Here is a 14,683-nt window from a genome sequence, read left to right as displayed (position 1 = left end):
CAGAAAACTTCATATCGTCCATTTTCCACCCTCCCCCAGACTCTTGCCGCTATCCACCCTGCATTTCGGCAATCAGGGCGATGATCTGGGCGCCATAGGTCTCCAGTTTCTTCTCGCCCACGCCGGTGACGTGGCGCAGCGCATCCAGCGACTGCGGCCGCGCCTTGGCGATCTCGCGCATGGTGGCATCGTGGAAGATGACGTAGGCCGGCACGTTGTGTTCGCGCGCCGTCTCCACGCGCCACCAGCGCAGCTTCTCGAAGAGCGCCTGTTCTTCGCTGCTGAGGTTGGTCTCGACGAAGCCGGAGCGCTGCGAGCTGCGCTTGGCCTTCTCCGGCTTGCGGTAGCGGCGCAACTGCACCTGCTGCTCGCCGCGCAGTACCGGGCGGGCGGCTTCGGTGAGCTTCAGGGCGCTGTAGTTCTCGGCGTCCACGGTCAGCAGCCCCAGGGCGATCACCTGGCGCAGGATGGCACGCCATTCAGCCTCGCCACGATCACTGCCGACACCAAAGACGGAAAGCTGGTCGTGACGCCACTGCTTGACGCGTTCGCCATCGATGCCACGCAGCACCTCGATCACATGGCCGGGCGCAAAGCGCTGCTCGACGCGGTAGACGGTAGAGAGCAGCTTCTGCACCTCGACCGTGGCATCGAAGGAAACCGGTGGCGTGAGGCAGGTATCGCAATTGCCGCAGGGGCTGGATGGCTCGCCGAAATAATCCAGCAGGTGCACGCGCCGGCAGTGCAAGGTCTCGCACAGAGACAGCATGGCGTCGAGCTTGGTGCCGAGCACGCGCTTGAAGGTTTCGTCGGCTTCGGATTCGTCAATCATGCGGCGCTGCTGCACCACATCCTGCAGGCCATAGGCCATCCAGGCGTCGGCAGGCAGGCCGTCGCGGCCGGCGCGTCCGGTTTCCTGGTAATAGCCTTCCACGCTCTTGGGCAGGTCGAGGTGGCAGACGAAGCGCACGTCGGGCTTGTCAATGCCCATGCCGAAGGCGATGGTGGCCACCATCACGATCTTGTCTTCGCGCAGAAAGCGCGCCTGGTTCCTGGTGCGCAGCGCATAGTCCATGCCGGCGTGATAGGCCAGCGCATTGAGGCCCTCGCCGCGCAGGAACTCGGCAGTCTCCTCGACCTTCTTGCGCGAGAGACAGTAGACGATGCCGGCATCGTCCGGATGTTCGCTCTTGATGAAGTCCAGCAACTGCTTGCGGCCGTTGGCCTTCTCGACGATCTGGTAACGGATGTTGGGACGGTCGAAGGAAGAAACGAACTGGCGCGCATCTTCCAGTTGCAGGCGGTGGATGATTTCTTCGCGGGTCTGCTGGTCAGCGGTGGCCGTCAGCGCGATGCGCGGCACCTGCGGGAAACGCTCGTGCAGGATGGAGAGCTTGATGTATTCCGGACGGAAATCATGGCCCCATTGCGAGACGCAGTGCGCTTCATCGATGGCGAACAGCGAGATGCGGGCCGACTCCAGCAACTCCAGACAGCGCGGCGTCATCAGGCGTTCGGGGGCGACATAGAGCAGATCCAGATCCCCCTGACGCAGGCGCCGCTCGATTTGCAGGGCTTCGTCGAAACTCTGGGTGGAATTGAGGAAGGCGGCGCGCACCCCGACTTCGGCCAAGGCATCGACCTGGTCCTGCATCAGCGCGATCAGCGGCGAGACCACCACGCCAGTGCCCGCGCGCAGCAACGCCGGGACCTGGTAGCAGAGCGATTTGCCGCCGCCGGTGGGCATGAGCACCAAGGCATCCCCGCCACCGGCGACGTGCTGGACGATCTCGCCCTGATGACCGCGAAAGGACGAGTAGCCGAACACCGTTTCCAGCACGTGCAGTGCACGTTCCTGCTGGGTGGCGCCGGGAGGCAGGGAATCGAAATCGACCATGGAAAACCTGAAGCTGCTGCGTAGCAAAGGCGCTATTTTATTGCAGCCAGCCCCGCGACACCGCCAACAGCAGGAAAACACCCAGCGCAGCTCGATAGACGATGAAGGGCCATGTCGAGAAACGCTCCAGGAATTTCATCAAGCCCCAGATGGCGACAAAAGCCGAGACACTTGCCACGACCAGGCCGAACAGCAGCACGCCCCAGGCTTGCAGCGGGATATGCGCATGCAGCAGCACGGCCAGCTCCTTCAAGCCAGCCAGCGCGATGGCAGGCAAACCCAGCAGGAAGGAAAAGCGCGCGGCTTCCTCGCGACGGAAATTCAGGAACAGCGCGGCGGTGAGCGTGGAGCCGGAACGCGAGACCCCCGGGATGAGCGCACCGACCTGTGCCAGCCCGACGATCATGGCATCGCGCAGGCGCATCTGGTCGACACTGCGGCGATGGCGGCAGACCAGTTCCGAGATCGCCAGCAGCACCGCCATGACGATGCAGGACCAGCCGATCACGGAGAGGCTGCGCAGCGGCGAGCCGCAGGCGTTGAGCACGTGCGACAAGGCCAGTCCGGCAATGCCGATGGGAATGGTGGCCAGGAGGATGGCCACGGCCAGCCTGAACATGGGATCGGTGAAATCGCGGCGACGCCAGGCAGCCAGGCTGCCACCGGTCACCGCCGTCACATCGCGCCGGAAGTAGCTGATCACGGCGGCCAGCGCCGCCAGCTGCATGGCGGCGGAAAAGGCCGAGCCCGGATCATGCCAGCCCAGGAAGGCCGGTACCACGCGCATGTGGGCGGTCGAGGAAATGGGGAGCAGTTCGGTGATGCCCTGGACGATGCCGAGAAAACCGATCTGCGCGTAACTGAGGGAGGCAAAGCCGATATCAAGCCCGGCGCTGCAGACGTTGGCCATGGGGTGTGCTCTGAAGGGAGTTGGCGAAAAGAATGTTGTGAACCGGTGCCGGCAGCAAGGCCGGCCACGGGTGCAGCAGTGTACCGCGCCCGCCGGGGCGCGGGCTGACAGGCGCCTGACGTCCGCACAGGCATGCGCTGTGCGATGTCAGGCGCCGCTGGATCACTCCACCCAGGCGACCACGCCGGTATAGGCAGTCACCAGGACGATGATGCCGAAGACGATGCGATACCAGGCGAAGATGGTGAAATCGTGCGAGCTGATGTAGCGCAGCAACCAGCGCACGCACAGGAAGGCCGAGACGAAGGCGGCCACGGTACCCACGGTGAACAGCGGCACGTCGGCAGCCGACAGCAGGGCGCGTTCCTTGTAGAGCGAATAGAGGGTGGCGGCGAAGAGCGTGGGGATGGCCAGGAAGAACGAAAACTCGGTGGCCGCCTTGCGCGACAGGCCGAACATCATGCCGCCGATGATGGTGGCGCCCGAGCGGCTGGTACCGGGGATCAGGGCGAAGGCCTGGGCGATGCCGACCTTGAGTGCGTCCAGGGCGGTCATGTCGTCTACCGTTTCGACGCGGGCCGAGGCCATGCTCATGCGGTCCTTGTTGCGACGCTCCACCCACAGGATGATGAGGCCGCCGACGATGAAGGCGATCGCCACCGAGACCGGGTTGAACAGCATTTCCTTGATGCGGCGACTGAACAGCAGGCCCAGGATGGCCGCCGGCAGAAAGGCGATGATCAGGTTGATCACCAGGCGCTGCGCCTTGCGGTCGGTGAACAAGCCGGTCAACACGGCAGCGATGCGCGCACGGTACTCCCAGCACACCGCCAGGATGGCGCCGGCCTGGATGACGATCTCGAAGACGTCGGCCTTGTCCTTGGAAAATTCGGGACCCGTGAACTGCAACAGGCTGTTGGTCAGGATCAGGTGGCCGGTGGAGGAAATGGGCAGGAATTCGGTCAGGCCTTCGACGATGCCCATGATGAGCGCCTTGAGCGCGAGGAGAGTGTCCATACGGGTGCTGTGAGTGGCTGTGGTGGTGGGGTTGAAGGGAAATGAAGGAAATTGCTGCTGCCGGGCCCGAAAGCCCGCCAATTCGGCCCTCCGGGCGCCTGGATACGCAAACGGGTGAAGCAATCTCCCGTTTTTGGGTGGCCGGCTACCGTCAAGCACGGTCACGGGGCCGCCCAAACCCGGGCAGGACGGTTTGCGTTGCCATCAAGCGGCCTTTGGACCTCACCGGCACGCAGAAAGTGCACTCGGTGCGCTGCAACAAAAACGGATTTTACCTTAGCAGGGTGACAAAACTCGCGTTTTCCTGTCAGCCATTCGCACGAAGCTGACTTTTCATTCATCCCATCCCCTGCGGGGCAGGAGCGGGAGGCGGCCTGCCGGGCGGTGCAGGGAGATCTTTCGCCGGGACCCGGATCAGGACACATCGGCCCCGTATCAGCGCTCATTTGATGCCAAACTCGCCAGATGATGCCGATCCGTGGTACAAAGGCAGGGTTCCTCCCTCCCTTTTATCGATTCAGGAGCAGCGGTGCATCATCGACACGAAGAAAGTACTGCCGATCTGAAGGAGCTGACCACCATCGCTCCCATCAGCCGTGAAGCCCATGCCGCCCACCTCAAGGAAAAGGTGGATACCCGGCGGCTCATCGAGGATATTCGCGAAGAAGCGCGACGGCGGCGCGAGGAAGCCTTCTAAACTTCAGGCTTCCTCTTCCGGTCGCCGGCCAGCCTTGCTGCCCGGCGCGGTCAGCGTCTCCAGTTCACTGAGCCAGGTAATGGCCTGGCTGCGGTTCTGCCCACACATCTCCAGCGAAGGCTGCAAGCCGGCGCAGAAGGCCGGACGCTCCGGCTGGCCGAAGATCTTGCAGCGCATGTCCTCCCCCAGTTGCACACAGGGCACATTGGCCGGCTTGCCATGCGGCATGCCGGGAATCGGGCTGGTGATGGAGGGGGCGATGCAGCAGGCGCCGCATGCGTCTCGGCAGTTCATGGGCTTTCCTGGTGGCCGGTGGTATGCGGGGACTGCATTGTAGTGCATCGTGCTCTCTGCGGCTTGCGTGGAGGGCTTGCGCTGCTCGCTTGACGCCGGCGCGATTTGCCACTTACAGTGCCCCGTCCCGGTAATCTTGTTTCTCATGTCAGCATCGGCCAAAGAACCGCGTTGGGAACGACGCAAGCAGGACCGCCCCCAGGAGTTGCTGGCGGCGGCTCTGGAGTTGTTCGTCGAACGCGGCTATGCCGCCACCCGCCTGGAAGACGTGGCGGCCCGCGCGGGCGTCTCCAAGGGCACGCTCTATCTCTACTTCGACGGCAAGGAAAGCCTCTTCAAGTCGGTGGTGCGTACCAACATGCTGCCCCTGCTGGACCAGGCCGAGGCGCGCATCGAGGGCCATGCCGGCAGCAGCGGCGAACTGCTGCGCGAGCTCATCATGCACTGGTGGCAGGCCGCCTCGCACTCCGGCGTGATGGGTATTGCCAAGCTGATGGTGGCCGAATCCGGCAACTTCCCCGAGCTGGCGCGCTTCTACCATGACGAGATCACCGCCCGCGGCGACGCCACGGTGGTACGCGTGCTCGAACGCGGCATGGCGCGCGGGGAATTTCGCCACATCGATGCCCAGGCGATGAAGAAGGTCATCATCGCCCCCCTCATCATGCTGATGCTGTGGGAACGCTCACTCGCACCCTGCGCGGCTGATCCCATCGATCCGCAAGCCTACCTGCAGAGCATGATCGACCTCTGCCTGAATGGACTGAACACCTGATGCCAGCCTGACACGCTCGCATTGCATTGAGGAAAACCCGCAACACAAGCCTGCCGCTGGGCTTATTCCCCACACAGATGGGCTGATTAGGGCGGCGGTGTTTGCTAAAATGCTGCCTTTCCGTCGCAATTGATTAATCGAGCCACCGCCATGAATATCGAACAAGCCCGCTTCAACATGATCGAGCAGCAAATCCGCCCCTGGAACGTGCTGGCGCAGGATGTGCTGGACCTGCTGATGGTCGTCAAGCGAGAAGAATTCGTCCCGGCCGCCTATCGCAGCCTGGCTTTCTTCGACGCCGAGATCCCGCTGCCGGGTGGTGAAAACATGCTGGCTCCCAAGATCGAAGCGCGCATCCTGCAGGAAGCCAATGTGAAGAAGCACGAATACGTGCTGGAAATCGGCGCAGGCTCGGGCTACATGGCGGCCCTGCTGGCCCACAAGGCCCGTCACGTGACGACCGTGGAAATTTCCCCCGAACTGAAGGCCCTGGCCGAGCAGAACCTGGCCGACTACGGCGTGGCCAATGTGGACGTGCAACTGGGCAATGGCGCGCAGGGCTGGACCGGTGCCGACGGCAAGGCAGCTGAATACGACGTCATCGTCATCTCCGGCTCGCTGCCGGTGCTGCCGGAAGCCTTCGGCAAGCAGCTCAAGATCGGTGGCCGCCTGCTGGCCATCGTCGGCTCGGCCCCGGTGATGGAACTGCAACTGATCACCCGCACCTCGGAACACGCCTTCGAGACCGTCAATATCGTGGAAACCCTGGCCAAGCCGCTGCATGCAGCGATTACGCCGTCCCACTTCACGTTCTGAATCACCAGGCCGAGACAGGAAAGCATCATGGAGCACATCTCTGCCCCGGAACTGGCAGCCTGGATCAACGATCCGGACCGCCCCACGCCCCTGCTGCTGGATGTGCGCGAACCCTGGGAACACCAGACCTGCCACATCACCGGTTCGCAGCTGGTCCCGATGAACACCATTCCCGGCCGCTTCTCGGAGCTCGATGAAGAGCAGCCGGTGGTCTGCATCTGCCATCACGGCGGACGCAGCATGCAGGTGGCGGCCTTCCTGGAGCGCCAGGGCTTTACCAGGGTGATCAACCTGAGCGGCGGCGTACATGCCTGGGCCAATGAGGTCGACCCCGCGATGCCGACCTACTGATCCGGTCTATCGCTTCATATCGCACTCTGGCCGGCGGGCGTCATGCACATGGCGCAGGCCGACCAGACGGGGGCCGGGTTCTCCGGCCTGCCTGATTTTCCCTGTTTTTTTGCTTTTTACTTCATATCGCCTGAGAACCGCCCGGGTCTTGAGGGATTCAGTCCGGCTGCACCTTCTGCAGGGACGGCGCGGTCTTGAGGGTATGGAGCGAGGCCGCCAGGATGCGTTCGCCGTCCTTGACCAGGTCGAAGCTGTCCGGCGAAAAGAACCAGTCGGTGAGCAAGCCACTGAAGGTGGCATGCGCCGCCAGGCAGGCCAGGCGGATATCCAGCGTGACCGGAAGCTGACCGCGCGCAACCGCGTTGAGCAGGATCTGCTCCAGTCGCAACAGCCCGTCCACATGGCATTCGCGCTGGCGGATGAGAATGGGGTCGTGGGCGTCGGCGAATTCGCACTTGTTGAAGATGATGTCGAACACGCGCCGGCAGCGCTCGTCCGTCGCAGCCATGGTCAGCACATAGACACCGCTGCGCAGGAACTGGCCCAGCGGATCTGCGACCTGCGGGCTGGCATTCTCCTCCAGTACCGCTTCCATGGGCAGGCGCACGCGCTCGCACATGGCGTCGAACAGATCGCTCTTGTTCTTGAAATGCCAGTAGATGGCCCCGCGCGTGACCTCGGCCGCCTTGGCCACGTCGGCCAGCGAGGTCTGGGAGACGCCGCGCTCATGAAACACCTGCTCGGCCGCATCAAGGATGCGGGAACGGGTTTCCAGCGCTTCTTCCTTGGTCGATCGGGCCATGTCAGCAAGCTCCAGCAGAAAGAACGATGACGCCGCCCATCAGGCCCGCCATCCCATGCGCATGTTGCAAATGCACATCATCCGGCGCGGGCGCATATTCGTCAAAGGCTTCATGTGCGCAGCAATGGTCATGAAGAAATAAGTGAGATTCATGCACAATATCAGGGCCTCTGTTTCGTCTTCCTGGCAGCGCGGCAACACCCGCTGTGCAGAGGGAAGAGCTCAGGTTCTCGGCAGCGAAGACGGCATCTGAGTCCCTTTCGCACGAAAATGCAAGGTATCGCTCATATTTTGCTACGCCGTCTCGAACAATTTTGCTAAATTAATGTGATGTTGAGAAGAAATACATACATTCATGGATGTATGTATAATAGCATCCGCTTCAAGTCCCTGCCGTTCATCAAGTGCAAAAAAATTCATCACCCTGGCCGCGAGGCCGGTGGGGATCTTTTGCATTGCAACAACCTGCGCCCTGGAACATCCATCCCCTCCGACTGTGGATGACAGGGTCAGCATCATCGTCGTGACCGGTTCTACCGAATTCGTTTCATCGCCGCCCCTGGCGGCTTCAACTTTACTTTCGTGCGAGATATCTATGAGCTCAGTCAGTCGTTTCACGCGCCTCACCATGACCGTCGCCGTTGCCGCCGCGCTGGTTGCCTGCGGACAGAAACCCGCCGCGCAAGGCGGCCCGATGCCGCCGGCCGAAGTCTCGGTGGTGACCATCACCCCGCAGCGCGTGGCCATCACCAATGAACTGCCGGGCCGGGTGGAAGCCTTCCGCGTGGCGCAGGTACGCGCACGGGTGGCGGGCATCGTGCAAAAGCGCGTCTTCAAGGAAGGCAGCGAGGTCAAGGCAGGCCAGGTGCTCTTCAAGATCGATCCGGCCCAGTACAAGGCCAGCCTGGAAAGCGCACAAGCCACGCTGGCACGCGCCCAGGCCAACCTGACCCAGACTTCGCTGACCGCGCAGCGCTACAAGCCGCTGGTGGAAGTCAATGCCGTCTCCAAGCAAGAATATGACAACGCCGTGGCGGCCCAGAAGCAGGCCGAAGCCGACGTGGCCGCCGGCAAGGCGGCCGTGCAGACGGCCAGCCTGAACCTGGGCTATGCCACCGTGACCTCGCCCATCTCCGGCCGTATCGGCCGCGCGCTGGTGACCGAGGGCGCCCTGGTGGGCCAGGGGGATGCCACCCAGCTGGCCCTGGTGCAGCAGCTCGATCCGATCTATGTCAACGTGACCCAGTCCAGCGCCGATCTGTTGAGGCTGCAGCAGGCCATGGCGGCCGGCCAGTTGAAGAAGGTCGGCGACAACAAGGCCAGCGTGACCCTGGTGCTGGAAAACGGCCAGCCCTACGACCAGCCGGGCAAGCTGCTGTTCTCCGATGTGAGTGTGGATGAAAGCACCGGTTCGGTCTCGCTGCGCGCCGAATTCCCCAATCCCAAGCGCCTGCTGCTGCCGGGGACCTATGTGCGGACCAAGATCGAGCAGGCTGTCGATGAGCAGGCTCTGCTGGTGCCGCAACAGGCTGTGATGCGCGACGCCGGCGGTTCGATCGTGATGGTGGTCAATGCCGAGAACAAGGTCGAACCGCGTCCGGTCAAGACCGGCGGCGCACGCGGCAACAACTGGCAGATTCTCGATGGCTTGAAGGAAGGTGATCGCGTGATCGTGGAGGGTCTGCAGAAGGTCCGCCCGGGCGCCACCGTCAAGCCGGTCCAATGGAGTCCCGCGGGCGCTCCCGCCGCTGCTGCGGGCCAGCCGGCCAAGCAGGACGCGAGTGCCCAACCGAAAGCTAACTAAGAGGCTGCCAGATGGGAAAGTTCTTTATTGATCGCCCCGTATTTGCGTGGGTGCTAGCGATCTTCATCATGCTGGCCGGTGCGCTGGCCATCACCGGCTTGCCGGTGTCCCAGTACCCCAACATTGCGCCGCCGACCATTGTGGTCACGGCCACCTATCCGGGTGCAACCGCACAGACCCTGGACGATTCGGTGACCAGCCTGATCGAACAGGAAATGAACGGCGCCGATGGCCTGCAATACATCGAGTCGCAAAGCCAGGCCAACGGCCAGGTGCAGATCACCATCACCTTCTCGCCGGAAACCAATCCGGACCTGGCGGCGGTGGATGTGCAGAACCGCTTGAAGCGCGTCGAGGCCCGCCTGCCGGCGGCCGTGACGCAACAGGGCGTGCAGGTGACCAAGTCGCGTTCCAACTTCCTGCTCTTCATCGGTTTGTCTTCCACCGATGGCAAGCTTGATCCGGTGGCTCTGGGTGACTATCTGTCGCGCAATGTCCTGAACGAAATCAAGCGCGTGCCCGGTGTCGGTCAGGCGCAGCTGTTCGGTACCGAACGCGCCATGCGCATCTGGATCGACCCGAACAAGCTGATCGGCCTGAGCCTGACTCCGGCCGACGTGACGGCGGCCATCCAGGCACAGAACGCACTGGTGGCCGGCGGTACCCTGGGTGCCTTGCCCAGCCCGGGCACCCAGCAGATCGCCGCCACCGTGGTGGTGAACGGTCAGCTGACCTCGCCCGAGCAATTCGGCAACATCGTGCTGCGCGCCAATGCCGATGGCTCCAGCGTACGCCTGCGCGATGTGGCCCGCATCGAAGTCGGTGGCCAGAGCTATGACACGTCCGGTCGCCTGGATGGCAAGCCCTCGTCCTTCATCGGCGTGCAGCTCTCGCCCACTGCCAATGCGCTGGGTACCGCCACGGCCGTGCACAAGAAGATGGAAGAGCTGTCCAAGTACTTCCCGGCGGGCGTGAAATACACCATCCCGTACGACACTTCCAAGTTCGTCAAGATCTCGATCGAGGAAGTGGTCAAGACCCTGATCGAAGCCATCGTGCTGGTGTTCCTGGTGATGTTCCTGTTCCTGCAGAACATCCGCTACACCATCATCCCGACCATCGTGGTGCCGGTGGCGCTGTTGGGGACCTTTGCCACGCTGCTGCTGTTCGGCTTCTCGATCAACGTGCTGACCATGTTCGGCATGGTGCTGGCCATCGGTATCCTGGTCGATGACGCCATCGTGGTGGTGGAGAACGTCGAACGCATCATGAGCGAGGAAGGTCTCTCGCCTGCCGACGCCACCCGCAAGGCCATGGGTCAGATCAGCGGCGCGCTGATCGGTATCACCCTGGTGCTCATCGCAGTGTTCATCCCGATGGCCTTCTTCGGTGGCGCGGTGGGGGCGATCTATCGCCAGTTCTCGCTGTCGATGGTGGCCTCGATGGTGTTCTCGGTGCTGATGGCCTTCACTCTCACGCCGGCGCTGTGCGCGACCATCCTCAAGCCGGTGGAAAAGGGGCATCACCACGAGAAGAAGGGCTTCTTCGGCTGGTTCAACCGCAAGTTCAACACCACCGCCAATGGCTACCAGGGCTTGATCGCTCGCATGCTGGGCAAGGCCGGGCGCTACATGATCGTCTACGTGGTCATCGTGGCGTGCGTGGGCCTGCTGTATGTGCGCCTGCCGGCATCCTTCCTGCCCAACGAAGACCAGGGCTACATCATCACCAACGTGCAGCTGCCGCCGGGCGCGAGTACCGCGCGTACTACCGAGGTGGTCAAGCAGATCGAGCAGTACTATCTCAAGGATCCGGCGGTGGAGCATGCCATTGCGGTGCTGGGCTATTCGTTCTCCGGTAATGGTCAGAACGCGGCACTGGTGTTTACTCCGCTGAAGGACTGGTCCGAGCGCGACAAGTCGCAATCGGCTGATGCGATTGCTCACAAGGCATTCGGCACCTTCTCGCGGATCAAGGATGCGATCGTCTTCCCGCTGAACCCGCCGCCGATTCCGGAACTGGGCAATGCGACCGGCTTCACCTTCCGTCTGCAGGACCGCGCCGGTCTGGGTCACGCTGCACTGGTGCAGGCTCGCAACCAGATCCTGGGCATGGCAGCCCAGAGCAAGGTGCTGGCCGGGGTGCGTCCGGAAGGTCTGGAAGATGCGCCGCAGCTGCAACTGGACATCGACCGCGACAAGGCCAATGCGCTGGGCGTACCGTTCTCGACGATCAACAGCGTGCTCTCCACGGCGCTGGGTTCGGCCTATGTGAACGATTTCCCCAACCAGGGCCGTCAGCAGCGCGTGATCGTGCAGGCCGATGCCAATCGCCGCCTGCAACCTGAAGATCTGACCAACTTGTACGCCCGCAACGCCAATGGCGGCATGGTGCCCTTCTCGGCCTTCGTGACCGCGAAGTGGATCAATGGTCCGGTGCAGCTGATCCGCTACAACGGCTATCCGGCCATGAAGATCGCCGGCGGTGCAGCCCCTGGCCGCAGTACCGGTGAAGCCATGGCCGAGATGGAATCCTTCGTGACCAAGCTGCCGCCGGGCTTCGGTTTCGAATGGACCGGCCAGTCGCTGGAAGAAAAGACCTCCGGCAACCAGGCCCCTGCCCTGTATGCGCTGTCGCTGATCGCGGTATTCCTGGTGCTGGCCGCATTGTATGAAAGCACCTCGATTCCGCTGGCGGTGATGCTGGTGGTGCCGCTGGGTATCCTGGGTGCGCTGCTTGGGGTGACGCTGCGCGCCATGCCCAACGACGTTTACTTCAAGGTGGGGATGATTGCGGTGGTGGGTCTGTCGGCCAAGAACGCGATTCTGATCATCGAGTTCGCCAAGGATCTGCAAGCGCAAGGCAAGGGCCTGATCGAAGCGACGCTGGAAGCGGTGCACCTGCGCTTCCGTCCCATCATCATGACCTCGCTGGCCTTCATTCTTGGCGTGTTGCCGCTGGCCATCGCCTCTGGTGCCGGTTCTGCCAGCCAGCGCGCCATTGGTACCGGCGTGATGGGCGGCATGATTACCGCCACCGTGCTGGCCGTGTTCCTGGTGCCGATCTTCTTCGTGGTCGTGCGCAAGATTTTCAAGGGCAGCGAGCGTCAGCGCAAGTTTGACGCCGACCACTCGCCCAAGATTGATAGTGGAGAATGACAATGACCAATATGTCGTTGCCGCGCTCGCCTCGCCTGCTGCAATTATGCGCAGCGCTGATGGTGGCCGGCGTACTGGGGGGCTGCTCGCTGGCCCCCACTTATGACCGTCCGCAAGCGCCGGTGGAAGCGGCCTATCCGGCTGATGCAGCAGGCCGTGCCGAGCTGCAGGCTGTCAATCTGGGCTGGCGCCAGTTCTTCCCGGACCAGCGTCTGCAGCAACTGATCGCCGCTGCGCTGGAGAACAACCGTGACCTGCGCACGGCCGTGCTCAACATCGAGGAAGCGCGTGCGCAGTATCAGATCGCCCGCGCTGATCTGCTGCCCAACCTGAACGTCACTGGCAGCGCTGCGCGCGCGCGTACTGCGGCCAGTCAGTCGCTGACGGGGCAGCCGTTCATCAGCAACAGCTATCAGGTCGGCCTGGCGGTGCCAGCCTACGAGTTGGACTTCTTCGGCCGCGTACGCAACCTGAAGGATGCGGCGCTGGCGACTTATCTCTCCACAGAGGAGGCCCAGAAGTCGGCACAGATCAGTTTGGTGGCACAGGTGGCACAGGCGTATCTGTCCGAGCGCTCCTATGCAGAACAGCTGCAGCTGGCCAATGACACCCTGAAGTCGCGCGAGACCGATCTTGACCTGGCAAAGCGGCGCTTCGACGTGGGCGCTAGTTCTGCGCTGGACTTCCGTCTGACGCAGACGCTGGTCGAGTCGGCCCGAGTGGCCAAGGCTCAGCTGGAGCGCCAGCGTGCGCAGGCCGAGAATGCGCTCACGCTGCTGGTGGGCAAGAAGGTAGGGGATCTGCCGCCTGCGCAGTTGCTGTCGGATGAGAAGATCGTCACCGATATTCCGGCGGGTCTGCCGTCGGACCTGCTGATCAATCGTCCGGACATCCGTTCGGCCGAGCAGAGTCTGCTGGCAGCCAACGCCAACATCGGCGCGGCACGCGCGGCCTTCTTCCCGCGCATTTCGCTCACCGGCAGCTTCGGCAGTGCCAGCAGCACGCTGGGAGGCTTGTTCGAGTCAGGTTCGGGCGCGTGGAGCTTTGGTCCCTCGCTGTCTCTGCCGATTTTCGACTTCGGACGCAACAGCGCCAATCTGGATCTGGCCGAAGTTCGCAAGAACAAGGCCGTGGTGACTTACGAGAAGACCATCCAGACTGCCTTCCGCGAAGTGGCTGATGCGCTGGTGGCGCGTGGTTCGCTGGAGGATCAGGTCAAGGCACAGGAGGCTTTCCTGGCGGCCCAGCAGGAACGCTTGAAACTGACCGACCTGCGCTTCAAGAACGGCATTGCGTCTTCGCTGGATCAGCTGGATGCGCAGCGTGATCTGTTCTCGGCGCAGCAGGCCTTGATTCAGGCGCGGCAGTTGCGCTTGAACAATGCGATTGATCTGTACAAGGCACTGGGCGGGGGCATCCATGAGAATACGGTGACGGTGGCGACGAAGCAGTAAGTCGTTGCCATGTCCGTATCATGATGATGCAGCCATGATGGAAATGAAGAAGCCGGCTCTGCCGGCTTTTTTATTGTCTGTCGTTTGGGTGTGTTTGCCGGGTGCTTGCCGTGCCCGGCATGCGTGCGGGGATTCGGGTGGAATCTTAGATTTTTACCTGTGCATAAATTAACAGCCCTGGTGCGCAGTCAATCCGGCTGTGTATAAATCTAAGTTCCTGTTTTTCAGCAACCGCCTGGGCCAAGGGTTGACGGCCGACTGGACGCACCAAAACCAAAGATCCTGTCTGTCAATTGATGCACAAGCGCTTGCCGGTGGCCTGCGGGTCTGTGCATAACACTAAGAGAACGTGTGTACCTGATCGTCGCGTATGGGCGAGATGTCGGCTCTCGCCAGGGCAAACGGACATCAATACAAACCGGCCGCCCAAAGCAAAAACCCTCGCTACTTTCGTAACGAGGGTTCTTGGGAGTAACAAGCCTGACGATGACCTACTTTCACACTGGTTGCAGCACTATCATCGGCGCGAAGTCGTTTCACGGTCCTGTTCGGGATGGGAAGGGGTGGTACCAACTTGCTATAGTCATCAGGCATAACTTGTAAAGTCAGTTGCTCTCGATGGAGCAGCAACTAACCCAAACTGGAAGAAGTATTTAGTAGATTCTTGGGTGTGATGCACTAGGGCAAACACAATATATGCTCAACTTG

Annotated in this window: 13 protein-coding genes and 1 rRNA gene; 7 read left to right on the top strand and 7 right to left on the bottom strand. The window is 62.3% G+C overall.

What is annotated here, in order from left to right:
• Positions 1 to 49: 49 nt before the first annotated feature.
• The 3 genes from recQ to ACODSZ_RS07995 all read right to left on the bottom strand — a co-directional run bounded on the left by recQ (position 50) and on the right by ACODSZ_RS07995 (position 3,824).
• Positions 50 to 1,897, bottom strand: coding sequence for a DNA helicase RecQ (gene recQ, locus ACODSZ_RS08005; RefSeq protein ID WP_488927362.1), 1,848 nt, complete (start codon positions 1,895 to 1,897; stop codon positions 50 to 52).
• A 37-nt stretch (positions 1,898 to 1,934) separates the two neighbouring features.
• Positions 1,935 to 2,807, bottom strand: a complete 873-nt coding sequence (locus ACODSZ_RS08000) for an undecaprenyl-diphosphate phosphatase (RefSeq protein WP_008325259.1) — start codon at positions 2,805 to 2,807, stop codon at positions 1,935 to 1,937.
• A 162-nt stretch (positions 2,808 to 2,969) separates the two neighbouring features.
• Complete coding sequence (locus ACODSZ_RS07995; RefSeq protein WP_008325258.1) at positions 2,970 to 3,824, bottom strand: undecaprenyl-diphosphate phosphatase; 855 nt, start codon at positions 3,822 to 3,824, stop codon at positions 2,970 to 2,972.
• A gap of 529 nt (positions 3,825 to 4,353) precedes the next feature.
• Here ACODSZ_RS07995 and ACODSZ_RS07990 point away from each other — a divergent pair.
• Complete coding sequence (locus tag ACODSZ_RS07990) at positions 4,354 to 4,521, top strand: hypothetical protein (protein ID WP_008325257.1); 168 nt, start codon at positions 4,354 to 4,356, stop codon at positions 4,519 to 4,521.
• Between the two features lie 3 nt (positions 4,522 to 4,524).
• On the opposite strand, the gene ACODSZ_RS07985 is transcribed toward ACODSZ_RS07990, so the two are convergent.
• Complete coding sequence (locus tag ACODSZ_RS07985) at positions 4,525 to 4,815, bottom strand: YkgJ family cysteine cluster protein (RefSeq protein WP_175344295.1); 291 nt, start codon at positions 4,813 to 4,815, stop codon at positions 4,525 to 4,527.
• Positions 4,816 to 4,960: 145 nt separating this feature from the next.
• Here ACODSZ_RS07985 and ACODSZ_RS07980 point away from each other — a divergent pair, with 145 nt between their 5' ends.
• The 3 genes from ACODSZ_RS07980 to ACODSZ_RS07970 all read left to right on the top strand — a co-directional run bounded on the left by ACODSZ_RS07980 (position 4,961) and on the right by ACODSZ_RS07970 (position 6,757).
• The gene (locus ACODSZ_RS07980) at positions 4,961 to 5,590 is read left to right on the top strand and encodes a TetR/AcrR family transcriptional regulator (RefSeq protein WP_008325254.1); all 630 of its coding nucleotides are present in this window, start codon (positions 4,961 to 4,963) and stop codon (positions 5,588 to 5,590) included.
• A gap of 150 nt (positions 5,591 to 5,740) precedes the next feature.
• On the top strand, positions 5,741 to 6,406 hold the full coding sequence (locus ACODSZ_RS07975; protein WP_488927361.1) for a protein-L-isoaspartate O-methyltransferase family protein: 666 nt from the start codon (positions 5,741 to 5,743) through the stop codon (positions 6,404 to 6,406).
• 27 nt (positions 6,407 to 6,433) lie between these two features.
• Positions 6,434 to 6,757 (top strand): rhodanese-like domain-containing protein, encoded by a 324-nt coding sequence (locus ACODSZ_RS07970; protein ID WP_175344297.1) that lies wholly within the window; start codon positions 6,434 to 6,436, stop codon positions 6,755 to 6,757.
• 157 nt (positions 6,758 to 6,914) lie between these two features.
• On the opposite strand, the gene ACODSZ_RS07965 is transcribed toward ACODSZ_RS07970, so the two are convergent.
• Both ACODSZ_RS07965 and ACODSZ_RS07960 read right to left on the bottom strand, forming a co-directional pair.
• A complete protein-coding gene (locus ACODSZ_RS07965) occupies positions 6,915 to 7,559 on the bottom strand; it encodes a TetR family transcriptional regulator (protein WP_175344298.1) in 645 nt (214 codons plus the stop codon).
• A gap of 294 nt (positions 7,560 to 7,853) precedes the next feature.
• A complete protein-coding gene (locus tag ACODSZ_RS07960) occupies positions 7,854 to 8,177 on the bottom strand; it encodes a hypothetical protein (protein WP_175344299.1) in 324 nt (107 codons plus the stop codon).
• On the opposite strand from ACODSZ_RS07960, the gene ACODSZ_RS07955 reads away from it, so the two are divergent.
• Genes ACODSZ_RS07955 through ACODSZ_RS07945 form a run of 3 tightly spaced genes read left to right on the top strand, consistent with a single transcriptional unit; the run spans position 8,155 to position 13,975 of the window.
• On the top strand, positions 8,155 to 9,363 hold the full coding sequence (locus ACODSZ_RS07955; RefSeq protein ID WP_008325245.1) for an efflux RND transporter periplasmic adaptor subunit: 1,209 nt from the start codon (positions 8,155 to 8,157) through the stop codon (positions 9,361 to 9,363). The two genes, ACODSZ_RS07960 and ACODSZ_RS07955, sit on opposite strands and share 23 nt — an antisense overlap.
• Positions 9,364 to 9,374: 11 nt before the next feature.
• Positions 9,375 to 12,521: an efflux RND transporter permease subunit gene (locus ACODSZ_RS07950; protein WP_034349630.1), complete on the top strand. Its 3,147-nt coding sequence runs from the start codon at positions 9,375 to 9,377 to the stop codon at positions 12,519 to 12,521.
• Positions 12,522 to 12,523: 2 nt separating this feature from the next.
• Complete coding sequence (locus ACODSZ_RS07945) at positions 12,524 to 13,975, top strand: efflux transporter outer membrane subunit (RefSeq protein WP_283810182.1); 1,452 nt, start codon at positions 12,524 to 12,526, stop codon at positions 13,973 to 13,975.
• 478 nt (positions 13,976 to 14,453) lie between these two features.
• Here the strand turns inward: ACODSZ_RS07945 and rrf are convergent.
• Positions 14,454 to 14,566, bottom strand: a 5S ribosomal RNA gene (gene rrf, locus ACODSZ_RS07940).
• Positions 14,567 to 14,683: the final 117 nt, after the last annotated feature.

It is taken from the genome of Herbaspirillum sp. FG34, assembly GCF_057809315.1.
This window is presented reverse-complemented; position numbering and strand designations above follow the sequence as displayed.